The organism is Burkholderia sp. Ax-1720 (genome assembly GCF_011753035.1).
Lineage (GTDB): Bacteria > Pseudomonadota > Gammaproteobacteria > Burkholderiales > Burkholderiaceae > Burkholderia > Burkholderia gladioli.
This window is the reverse complement of the sequence record NZ_VWWK01000213.1, coordinates 1-10,293: the sequence shown is the minus strand read 5'-3', so window position 1 is coordinate 10,293 and position 10,293 is coordinate 1. Positions and strand designations below refer to the sequence as shown.

Genomic DNA, 10,293 nt, shown 5'->3' with positions numbered 1-10,293 from the left:
CTGGCGCGGCTTGCGCGCGGCGCCAGCGGGAGCCCCCGCCGCACCACGGCGCGCTTTCACTTCAGTCGGATTCGCCATCGCGGCCGCCTCCGACGCAGGCGCCGTCTCGCTCGCGATTGCCTCGCCATCGGCATCGACGCCGGCCACCTTCCCCATCTTGCGCACCATCAGTAACGAATCCCTTCATGCGCCAGCAGCCAGCGCTTGATCTTCAGGTAATAACCATCCTCGTCCTGGTTCGCGAAACCGCCGATGCCGCCTGAGGCGACCACGCGATGGCAGGGAATCACCAGCGGGAACCAGTTCGCGCCGCAAGCCTGCCCGACCGCGCGCGGCGCGCTGCCGATGCGTTTGGCGATCTGGCCATAGGTCGCCACGGTGCCCGGCGGCACCTCGCTGATCGCCTGCCAGACGCGCTGCTGGAACGCCGAGCCGACTTCGGCCAGCGGCAGCTTGAAGCGCGCCGAGGCGCGCTCGAGATAACGATCGATCTGTCGCGCGACGCGCAGCGCCAGCGCATTGTCGGGATCGATGCTGCGCACCGACTCGGGCACGTAGACGATCTCGCGCACCCTGCCCGCCTCGGTGCGGATGCCGATCTTGCCGAACGGCGCGTCGATCACGGCGTTGAACATGCTTCGCTCCTTCGATACGGCGGTGGCCCGGGCCGCGCGACCGTCACGCTCGATTTCTCTTTCCAGGCGCCAGGTACCCCAGGCGCCACTTTACGCCGCCATGACGAATCCCGGCAGCGCGCCCTTCAGGCAGCCTGCAGCGCCCATTCGACATGCTCGCGCACCAGCTCGGACGCATCGTCGGCGCGCGCGGCGAGCGCCGCGACGATGGCCTCGCGCGTCTCGTCGCCGAGCCGCTCGCGCGGCGCGCGCAGCGCATTGCCCAGCCCCACCGCGAGATTGCGCAGCCAGCGCTCGTGGCCGATGCGGCGGATCGCGCTGCCCTGCATGCGCTCGTCGAACTGCTCGGCGCTCCAGCCGAACAGGTCCACCAGCGAGGCGCTGCCGAGCCCGTGGCGCACGTCGAAATCGGCCACCGGCGCCGGCTGCGCGAACTTGTTCCAGGGACAGACGAGCTGGCAGTCGTCGCAGCCATACACGCGATTGCCGATCAGCGGGCGCAGCGATTCCGGAATACTGCCTTTCAGTTCGATCGTCAGGTAGGAAATGCAGCGCCGCGCATCGACGCGAAACGGCTCGACGATCGCGCCGGTCGGGCAGGCGTCGATGCAGCGCGTGCAACTGCCGCAATGCGAGCCGGGCGTTTCGGGCGCCGTCGCGGGGCTGGTTTCGGCATCGGTCGGCAAGGGCAGGTCGACGAAGATCTCGCCGAGGAAGAACAGCGAGCCGGCATCGCGCTGCAGCAGCAGCGTGTGCTTGCCGCGCCAGCCGGTGCCGGCCTTCTGCGCCAGCTCGACCTCGAGCACCGGCGCCGAATCGGTGAACACGCGATAGCCGAACGGGCCGATCTCGGCCTCGATGCGCTCGGCCAGGGTCTGCAGCCGATTGCGCAGCACTTTGTGATAATCGCGGCCGCGCGCGTAGATCGACACCACGGCGGCGGCCGGATCCTCCAGCCGCGCCAGCTCCCGCGCGCGCCAGCCGCCGCCCGCCGAGGCCGCGTCGGCGGCGGCCGTTTCGCCCGGCAGATAGGCCAGGCGCGCCGAGATCACGCGTAGCGTACCGGCCACAAGTTCGGCCGGGCGCGCGCGTTTCATGCCGTGTTTGGCCATATAATCCATTTCGCCGTGGCAACCGGCTTCCAGCCAGGCGGCGAGCCCCGCTTCGGCATCCGAGAGATCGGTATCGCTGATGCCGATCGCCCCGAAACCCAGTTCGCGCCCCCAGGCCTTGATGCGCACGACCAGCGCATCCAGCGCCGCATCGTCGAGGCGGCGCGGCGCGGCGCCCTCGCGTTGCGTCGAGGGCGCGTCCATCATGGCGAGTTCCGGTTTACGGTTCATCGCGCTATTTTACGAGAATGCCCGCGCAGCCCAGCCATCCGATCCACGCGATCGTCCCGTCCGCCCCGCTCGCCGAGCGCCAGTTCGCGCTCCCCGACGAGGCCGCGACGGCCGCCTTCGGGTTGCGCTTCGCCCAGGCGCTCGACGCGGTGCGCGCCGAGCGCCTCGCCGCGAACGCCTTCGACGGGTTGCAGATCCAGCTGCTCGGCGATCTCGGCGCCGGCAAGACCACCCTGGTGCGCGCCGTCCTGCGCGGCCTCGGCCATGCCGGGCGCGTCAGGAGCCCCACCTACACGCTGGTCGAGCCGTATGCGCTCGAACGCGCCGATGGGGAACTCGCGGTGCATCACTTCGATCTCTACCGATTCAGTGATCCGGCCGAATGGGCGGACGCGGGCTTTCGCGAATATTTCAATGCCGGCGCGATCTGCCTCGTCGAATGGCCGCAGCAGGCAGGCACCCTGCTCGGCGTGCCGGATCTCGTGTTCGCGCTCGATGTCGACGGCGAAGGCCGCCGCCTCGTGGCGCGAGCCTACAGCGCATCAGGAAACGCATGTCTCGAAAGATGTTGATCAAACCGTTCCGGTCGATCGAGTCGGCCGCCACCACGACTCACAACTGGCGCCGCCGCAAGGTGCTCTGCGCGGGCGCCTCGACGCTGGTGCTGGGGCTGGTCGCGCCGCGCCTGGCGCAGGCCTCCTCGGTGCTCGGCGTGCGGGTCTGGCCCGCGCGCGACTACACGCGCGTGACGATCGAATCGGACCAGCCGCTGCAGGCCGCGCAGCAACTGCTGCAAGGCCCCGACCGGCTGGTGGTCGATCTCGACGGGCTCGACCTCGACCAGGCGCTGCGCGACCTGGTCTCGAAGATCGCGCCGAACGATCCGCAGATCCAGTCGGTGCGCGTCGGCCAGTACCAGCCGCACGTGGTGCGCATGGTGTTCGACCTGAAAGGCTCGGTGAAACCGCAGATGTTCACCCTGCCGCCGGTGGGCACCTATCGCTACCGGCTGGTGTTCGACCTCTACCCGGCTGTCGCGCCGGACCCGCTGTCCGACCTGATCTCGCAGACCGAGCGCAAGGAGCAGCAGCTCAACGATGCGGTGCGCGCCCAGCAGGCCCAGCCGCCGCAAGCCGCGCTGAACGGCCCCGGCACGCCGCCGCCCGCGGCCGGCGACAACAGCGACGCGTTCTTCCAGCGCTTCGCGCAGAATTCGCCGAACTCGCCTGCCTCGCCCGCGGCACCGGCCGCGCCGAAGCCGACGGTCAAGCCGCCGCCGGTGATCGCCAAGCAGCAGGACGATGACGACGACGGCACGCCCGACACCTACGCCTTCACCAACCCGAAAGGCGGCAAGAACGGCACGGTGCGCCTGCTGACGGTGGCGATCGACCCGGGCCACGGCGGCGAGGATCCGGGCGCGATCGGCGGCGGCGGCACCTACGAGAAGCACGTCGCGCTCGACATCGCCAAGAAGCTGCGCGCCAAGATCGACGGCGCGCCGAACATGCGCGCGATGATGACGCGCGACAACGATTTCTTCGTCCCGCTGAACGTGCGCGTGCAGAAGGCGCGGCGCGTGGGCGCCGACCTGTTCGTGTCGATCCACGCCGATGCCTTCACCACGCCGCAGGCGCACGGCTCCTCGGTGTTCGCGCTGTCCGACCACGGCGCCACCAGCGCGGCCGCGCGCTGGATGGCGAACAAGGAGAACTCGTCGGACACGATCGGCGGGATCAACGTGAAGACGCAGGACGTGTCGGTCAACCGCGCGCTGTTCGACATGTCGACCACCGCCCAGATCCGCGACTCGCTGCGCTACGGCAACTACGTGCTGCGCGAGGTCGGCGGCATCAACAAGCTGCACAAGGGCTCGGTCGAGCAGGCCGGCTTCGCGGTGCTGAAGGCACCCGACATCCCCTCGATCCTGGTGGAGACCGCCTTCATCAGCAATCCCGACGAAGAGAAGCGCCTCAACGACGACGCCTATCGCGAGCAGATGGCCGACGCGATCTTCCGCGGCATCAAGCGCTATTTCGCGGCCAATCCGCCGCTGGCCAAGAGCCGGATGGCCTGAGGCGGCCGCCCGCCTTCGCCGCAGGCATTCGGCCCGTCACACGCCTCGCCTTCGCGCGAGGCGTTTTTCATGGCGCCCCGGGCTCCTCAGGCGCCGCGCCGCGCGAGCCGCCCGCCGAACACGTTGACCACCAGCCCGCCCATCACCAGCGCGGCGCCCAGGTACTCGGCCGCGCTCATCTGCTCGCCGAGGAAGAAGGCCGAGGAGGCGATGCCGACCACCGGCACCAGCAGCGAGAACGGCGCGACCTGGGCTGCCGGGTAGCGCGACAGCAGCCGCCCCCAGATGCCGTAGCCGACCAGGGTGGCGACGAAGGCCAGGTAGACCACCGCGAACACCGAGATGCCCGACAGCGAGGCCAGCGCGGCCTCGATGCGCGCCGGCCCCTCGAAGGCCAGCGACAGCGCGAAAAAGGGCAGCGGCGGCACCACGCTGCCCCACACCACCAGCGGCACCAGCTCGACCGGCCCGATCCGCTTGGTGACGATATTGCCGAGCGCCCAGGCGGCGGCCGCGCACAAGGTCAGCGCGAAGCCGGCCGTGGTCATGGCGCCGCCGCCCTGCACGGCGATCGCGGCCAGCCCGCCCGCGGCGATCGCCAGCCCGAGCAGGTTCCAGGCGCGCACGCGCTCGCCGAGGAACACCCGGGCGAAGCCGAGCGTGAAGAAGGCCTGCGCCTGCAGCACCAGCGAGGCCAGCCCGGCCGGCATGCCGACCTGCATGGCGGTAAACAGGAACACGAACTGCGCGAGCAGGATGGTGGCGCCGTAGAGCAGCAGCATGCGCCACGGGATGCGCGGGCGCGGCACGAAGAACACCGCCGGCACGGCGGCCAGCGTGAAGCGCAGCGCGCCGAGCAGCATCGGCGGCACGCCGTGCAGGCCGAGCTTGATCACCACGAAATTGACGCCCCAGGCGACGATCACCACCAGCGCCAGCAGCAGGTCCTTCCAGGCCATCATCGCGTCGTTTCCTCCGTGATCGCGCAAGCAACGGGCGCCAGTCTACCGGCATCCGCCGGCAGGCGCGCGCCCCGCGAGCCCGATACAATGGGCGCACCCCAAGTCCGCCCCCATCAAGATCATGAGCGAATCGATCAAAGCGGTCCTGAAACCGCATATCCGCGACATCGGCAATCTCCAGGTGCGGCGCGTGCTGCCCGCGATGGCCGCGCGCCTTGTCGGCCCCTTCATCTTCTTCGACCACATGGGCCCGGCGGAGCTGCCGCCCGGCACCGGCCTGGACGTGCGCCCGCATCCGCATATCGGCCTGGCCACCGTCACCTACCTGTTCGAAGGCGCGATCCTGCATCGCGACAGCCTCGGCTCGCTGCAGGCCATCGTGCCCGGCGACGTGAACTGGATGACGGCCGGGCGCGGCATCGTCCACTCGGAGCGCACGCCCGAGGACGTGCGCGAACGCGGCCAGACCATCCACGGCATCCAGACCTGGGTGGCGCTGCCGCTCGAGCACGAAACCACCGAGCCTTCGTTCGAGCATCACCCGGCGGCCAGCCTGCCGAAGCTCACGCGCGACGGCGTGGCGCTGACGGTGATCGCCGGCGACGCCTTCGGCGCGCGCTCGCCGGTCACCACCTTCTCGCGCACGCTCTACGTGGCGGCCGAATTCGCGGCCGGCACCGTGCTCGGTTTCGACGCCGAGCACGAGGAGCGCGCCGTCTACCTGGCCCAGGGCGACCTGACGATCGACGGCCAGCCGCTCGAAGCCGAGCAGATGGCGGTGCTGACGCCGGGCCAGGCCGTGACGCTGGCCAGCCGCGACGGCGCGCGCGTGATGCTGCTCGGCGGCGCGAAGCTGGCCGGCGAGCGCTTCATCGAATGGAACTTCGTGGCCAGCACGCGCGAGGCGATCGAGGCGGCCAAGCTGGCCTGGACCGAGCAGCGCATGGGCAGCGTGCCCGGCGAGACCGAGTGGATCCCGCTGCCCGAGCGCAAGCCGCGCTGAGCGGCCGGCGCGGCGCATTGAAACAACGGGCTTCGGCCCCAACTACGCGATATTTCCGACTCACGAGGACCACATGGACACCACGCTCGCCACTTTCGAACGCGACGTCATCGAAGCATCGCTCGACGCGCCGGTTCTGGTCGATTTCTGGGCGCCCTGGTGCGGCCCCTGCAAGACCCTGGGCCCGATGCTCGAACGGCTCGAGGCCGATTACGCGGGACGCTGGAAGCTCGTCAAGGTCAACGTCGACGAGAACCAGGAACTGGCCGCGCATTTCCAGACGCGCAGCATCCCGCACGTGATCGCCTTCGCCGACGGCCGCGCCGTCGACCAGTTCGTCGGCGTGCTGCCCGAAGGCCAGTTGCGCGCCTTCATCGACCGGCTGCTGCCCTCGGGCGAGGAAGCCGAGCGCCGCGCCGCGCAGATCGCCTTCGCCGAGGAGCGCTACGAGGACGCGGTGCGCCACCTGCAGGCCGCGCTCGCGCTCAATCCGGGCCAGGACGACATCCGCCTCGACCTGATCGAGCTGCTGCTGGCCGTGAACCGCGTCGAGGCCGCGCGCGACGAGGCCACGCGCCTGTCGCCGCAGACCGTGAACGGCGTCGACCCGCGCTACCACGCGATCAAGACGCGCTTCGACGCGCTCGACGCGGCCGTCGAGCTGCCGCCGACCGATGCGCTGGAGCAACGCATCGCCGCCGACGCCAACGATCTCGAGGCGCGCTTCGACCTCGCGCAGATGCTGATCGCGCATCGCCAGTACGAGGGCGCGCTGGTGCAGTTGCTGGAGATCGTGCAGCGCGACCGCGGCTTCAAGGACGACGTGGGCCGCAAGACCATGGTGTCGGTGTTCGAGCTCGCCTCGGACCAGCCGAACCTGGTGGCCGCCTGGCGCCGCAAGCTCAGCGCGGCGCTGTATTGAGCCGGCTGGCGCGATACGGTAGCGCCACCGCAAGAAAACACGGGCGCGGGCCGATCAGGCCCGCGCCCGTTTCATTTGGCGCATCCAGCGCCTCCGGAGCACGATCCGCCGCGCTCACGGACACAATCTTTCGGATTGCCTACAAAACACGAAATGCGCGAGAGGCGGGCGTTCAGCCCCGCGCGGCGATCGCCTTCAGCGCATGCGCGGCCGCCGCGAACCCGAAGCTCGCCGTCACGCACACGCTCGAGCCGAACCCCGCGCAGTTGAGCCCGGCCGGGCCGCCCGAGGCGGGGCCGGCCGCCGCCTCGTCGTCGATCTCGCAGGCAGCCGCCTCGGGATAGATCAGCGGTTCGTCCGAATAGACGGCGCTGACCTTGAACTTCGCCTTCGGCCCGCGCGGGAAACCGTGCTGCTTGCGCAATTGCGCGCGCACCTTGGAGAGCAGCGGATCCTGGATCGTCAGCGCCAGGTCGTCGATGCGGATGCGGGTCGGGTCGAGCTGGCCGCCCGCGCCGCCCACCGTCACCAGCGGGATGCCGCGCTCGACGCACCAGGCGATCAGGGCAACCTTGGTGCGCACGCTGTCGATCGCGTCGATCACGAAATCGAAGCCGCCGCCGAGCAGGGCCTCGAAATTGTCGGGCTCGGCGAACTCCTCCACGCAATGCACGCGGCAGGCCGGATCGATCAGCGCGATGCGCTCGGCCATCGCCTCGACCTTGGCCTTGCCGTAGTTGCCGTCCAGCGCGTGCAACTGCCGGTTGGTGTTGCTCTCGGCGACATTGTCGAGATCGATCAGCGTGAGCTGCCCGATCGCGCTGCGCGCCAGCGCCTCGACGCTCCACGAGCCCACCCCGCCGATGCCGATCACCGCCACGTGGGCGCGCTCGAAGGCCGCCAGCGCGGCCGGGCCATAGAGGCGCGCCACCCCGCCGAAGCGCCGCGCGCGGTCGGCTGCGTCAAGCTGATTCGACGGGCTCGGGGTAAGATCGTGAGGCGTTGCGACGGCGTCGATGCGGGACATGCGTAGGTAAGCGAAATGAAAGCGGAACAGCCGCGAAGCGCCTATTTTGCCTGATCGTCGCAATGCCGGTCGGCCGCGACACCGCAACGCAGGATTTTGTTTCCTTGGCTATACTGGCCCCAGATTGAAGCGTTCGCATAAGAAATGACCTCTCTCGCCGATCTCCGCATCAACTACTCGCGCGCCTCGCTCGACGAGGCCGACGTCGCATCCGATCCCATCCGTCAATTCGACAAATGGTTCAAGGAGGCGCTCGACGCGCAACTGCCCGAACCGAACACCATGACGCTGGCCACCGTCGACGCCGACGGCCGCCCCTCGGCGCGCATCGTGCTGATCAAGGGCGTGGACGAGCGCGGCTTCGTGTTCTTCACCAACTACGAGAGCCGCAAGGGCCGCGAGATCGCGCACAACCCCCATGCCGCGCTGCTGTTCTACTGGATCGAGCTCGAACGCCAGGTGCGCATCGAAGGCCGCATCGAGAAGACCAGCGCCGCCGAATCCGACAGCTATTTCGCCTCGCGCCCGGTGGGCTCGCGCATCGGCGCCTGGGCCTCGGAGCAGAGCGCGGTGATCGCCAACCGCGAGGTGCTGGAGGCGCGCGAACGCGACTTCGGCGCGCGCTACGGCGAGAACCCGCCGCGCCCGCCGCACTGGGGCGGCTACCGGCTGGTGCCGGAGGCGATCGAGTTCTGGCAGGGCCGGCCCTCGCGGCTGCACGACCGCCTGCGCTACCTGCGCGATCCGGCGGGCGCCGACGCCTGGACCATCGAGCGGCTCTCGCCCTGACCTGATTCGCGCCGCGTGACCAACCCACGGCGCAGCTCGTGTTTCGATTTGCATGTCGGCCCGCCGCCTCGACGCGACGGGTCAGTACGAAGACTTGGCTGTATTCGTTTCAACGGACAACGGAGAATCCTCATGTTCTGGGAAAAGAAGCTGGCACAGTGGGCAGACGAAGTACGGGAAAAGGCGAACCTTCCGGCGCGCCTCGTCCTGTGGAATGGAGACCAGCACGATTTCGGCAACTTCAGCGCGCCGGCGGTGACGCTGAAGGTCAACCACGCCTCGGCCCTGCCGCTGTTGCTCGACCCGAGCCTCGACAATCTCGGCGAGGCCTATGTGAAGGGCAAGATCGATATCGAGGGGCGCCTGCCCGACATCATCAACATCGGCTACTCGCTGGCGCGCAGCACCGTCACCAATGCGAGCAAGCTGGCGCGCGTCACGCGCTACTTCACCCACACCAAGAACTCGGACAAGAAGGCGATCCAGTATCACTACGACGTCTCGAACGATTTCTACCGGCTGTGGCTGGACGAGAACATGGTCTATTCCTGCGCCTACTTCGAGACCGGCGACGAGGACCTGGCCACCGCCCAGATCAAGAAGATCGACCACATCCTGACCAAGATCCAGCTGCAGCCGGGCCAGCGCCTGCTCGACATCGGCTGCGGCTGGGGCGCGCTGGTGCTGCGCGCGGCGCAGAAGTTCGGCGCGCACTGCGTGGGCGTGACGCTCTCGCAGAACCAGTTCGACCTCGCCACCGAGCGCGTGCGCCGCGCAGGCCTGGAGAACCAGATCGAGATTCGCCTGCAGGATTACCGCGACGTGGACGGCCAGTTCGACCGCATCACCAGCGTCGGCATGTTCGAGCACGTCGGCCGCAAGAACCTGCCGGGCTACTTCACCAAGGTGCGCGAGCTGCTGGCCGACGACGGCGTGGCGATGAACCACGGCATCACCTCCTCGGACGCGGACAGCGGCGAAACCTCGCTGGGCGGCGGCGAATTCATCGATCGCTACGTGTTCCCGGACGGCGAGCTGCCGCACGTGAGCCTGGCGATCGAGGCGGCGCAGCGCGGCGGCCTGGAGGTGGTTGACGCCGAGAGCCTGCGTCGGCACTATGCGCGCACGCTGGACATCTGGACCGAGAACTTCGAGGCCAAGGCCGACCAGGCCCGCCAGCTCGTCGACGACGAGAAGTTCCGGATCTGGCGCGTCTATCTCGCGGGCTGCGCCTATGCCTTCGAGAACGACGACGTGTCGATCTACCAGCTCGTCTGCCGCAAGGCCGGCCGCAGCGCGAAAACGCTGCCCTGGTCGCGGCGCTACATGTACGAGAACCCGCTGCCGCGCTGACGGCAGCCTCAAGCGAACGGCCATGCATGGGTGAAGGCAGCACGCGGCGCGATCCCGCGCGAACCACGACGCAGGATGACGCGCCGCCGCGCGAGGCCGGACAGTTCGACCTGTTCGGCGAGCCCTTGCCCGATGCCGGCCAGCCGAGCACCGGCGCGCCCCCGCGCGCGCCGCGCGGCAGC

10 protein-coding genes are annotated in these 10,293 nt (G+C 69.3%); 6 read left to right on the top strand and 4 right to left on the bottom strand.

Going from position 1 to position 10,293, the window contains the following annotated elements:
* Positions 1–167: 167 nt before the first annotated feature.
* Together F3J18_RS32680 and queG are read right to left on the bottom strand one after the other, a co-directional pair.
* A complete protein-coding gene (locus tag F3J18_RS32680) occupies positions 168–635 on the bottom strand; it encodes a methylated-DNA--[protein]-cysteine S-methyltransferase (RefSeq protein ID WP_124094549.1) in 468 nt (155 codons plus the stop codon).
* 125 nt (positions 636–760) lie between these two features.
* Entirely contained in the window at positions 761–1,978 is a 1,218-nt protein-coding gene (queG, locus tag F3J18_RS32675; protein ID WP_166916230.1) for a tRNA epoxyqueuosine(34) reductase QueG, read from the bottom strand.
* A 17-nt stretch (positions 1,979–1,995) separates the two neighbouring features.
* Between queG and tsaE the strand changes: the two genes are divergently transcribed.
* Together tsaE and F3J18_RS32665 are read left to right on the top strand one after the other, a co-directional pair.
* Positions 1,996–2,550 carry a tRNA (adenosine(37)-N6)-threonylcarbamoyltransferase complex ATPase subunit type 1 TsaE gene (gene tsaE / locus F3J18_RS32670; RefSeq protein WP_166916228.1) on the top strand — a complete coding sequence of 185 codons (555 nt, stop codon included), beginning with the start codon at positions 1,996–1,998 and terminating at the stop codon, positions 2,548–2,550.
* Positions 2,532–4,055: an N-acetylmuramoyl-L-alanine amidase gene (locus tag F3J18_RS32665; RefSeq protein ID WP_025101706.1), complete on the top strand. Its 1,524-nt coding sequence runs from the start codon at positions 2,532–2,534 to the stop codon at positions 4,053–4,055. The genes tsaE and F3J18_RS32665 overlap by 19 nt, the downstream gene beginning before the upstream one ends.
* Positions 4,056–4,141: 86 nt before the next feature.
* Here F3J18_RS32665 and F3J18_RS32660 read toward each other — a convergent pair whose 3' ends face one another.
* On the bottom strand, positions 4,142–5,014 hold the full coding sequence (locus F3J18_RS32660; protein ID WP_205194355.1) for an EamA family transporter: 873 nt from the start codon (positions 5,012–5,014) through the stop codon (positions 4,142–4,144).
* Positions 5,015–5,138: 124 nt separating this feature from the next.
* Here F3J18_RS32660 and F3J18_RS32655 point away from each other — a divergent pair, with 124 nt between their 5' ends.
* Positions 5,139–6,020 (top strand): pirin family protein, encoded by an 882-nt coding sequence (locus F3J18_RS32655; RefSeq protein WP_166916224.1) that lies wholly within the window; start codon positions 5,139–5,141, stop codon positions 6,018–6,020.
* A 73-nt stretch (positions 6,021–6,093) separates the two neighbouring features.
* Positions 6,094–6,942, top strand: coding sequence for a thioredoxin (gene trxA / locus F3J18_RS32650; RefSeq protein WP_025101703.1), 849 nt, complete (start codon positions 6,094–6,096; stop codon positions 6,940–6,942).
* Positions 6,943–7,114: 172 nt separating this feature from the next.
* Here trxA and tcdA read toward each other — a convergent pair whose 3' ends face one another.
* Positions 7,115–7,969, bottom strand: a complete 855-nt coding sequence (gene tcdA, locus F3J18_RS32645; RefSeq protein WP_166916222.1) for a tRNA cyclic N6-threonylcarbamoyladenosine(37) synthase TcdA — start codon at positions 7,967–7,969, stop codon at positions 7,115–7,117.
* 144 nt (positions 7,970–8,113) lie between these two features.
* Between tcdA and pdxH the strand changes: the two genes are divergently transcribed.
* Positions 8,114–8,758, top strand: coding sequence for a pyridoxamine 5'-phosphate oxidase (gene pdxH, locus F3J18_RS32640; protein ID WP_166916220.1), 645 nt, complete (start codon positions 8,114–8,116; stop codon positions 8,756–8,758).
* 132 nt (positions 8,759–8,890) lie between these two features.
* Positions 8,891–10,111, top strand: a complete 1,221-nt coding sequence (locus F3J18_RS32635) for a cyclopropane-fatty-acyl-phospholipid synthase family protein (protein ID WP_025101700.1) — start codon at positions 8,891–8,893, stop codon at positions 10,109–10,111.
* Positions 10,112–10,293 lie beyond the last annotated feature (182 nt).

Bases quoted from the DNA above. Each gene is read 5' to 3' on its own strand.
- F3J18_RS32680 (WP_124094549.1), bottom strand. From the start codon at position 635: ATGTTCAACGCCGTGATCGACGCGCCGTTCGGCAAGATCGGCATCCGC.
- queG (WP_166916230.1), bottom strand. From the start codon at position 1,978: ATGAACCGTAAACCGGAACTCGCCATGATGGACGCGCCCTCGACGCAA.
- tsaE (WP_166916228.1), top strand. From the start codon at position 1,996: ATGCCCGCGCAGCCCAGCCATCCGATCCACGCGATCGTCCCGTCCGCC.
- F3J18_RS32665 (WP_025101706.1), top strand. From the start codon at position 2,532: ATGTCTCGAAAGATGTTGATCAAACCGTTCCGGTCGATCGAGTCGGCC.
- F3J18_RS32660 (WP_205194355.1), bottom strand. From the start codon at position 5,014: ATGGCCTGGAAGGACCTGCTGCTGGCGCTGGTGGTGATCGTCGCCTGG.
- F3J18_RS32655 (WP_166916224.1), top strand. From the start codon at position 5,139: ATGAGCGAATCGATCAAAGCGGTCCTGAAACCGCATATCCGCGACATC.
- trxA (WP_025101703.1), top strand. From the start codon at position 6,094: ATGGACACCACGCTCGCCACTTTCGAACGCGACGTCATCGAAGCATCG.
- tcdA (WP_166916222.1), bottom strand. From the start codon at position 7,969: ATGTCCCGCATCGACGCCGTCGCAACGCCTCACGATCTTACCCCGAGC.
- pdxH (WP_166916220.1), top strand. From the start codon at position 8,114: ATGACCTCTCTCGCCGATCTCCGCATCAACTACTCGCGCGCCTCGCTC.
- F3J18_RS32635 (WP_025101700.1), top strand. From the start codon at position 8,891: ATGTTCTGGGAAAAGAAGCTGGCACAGTGGGCAGACGAAGTACGGGAA.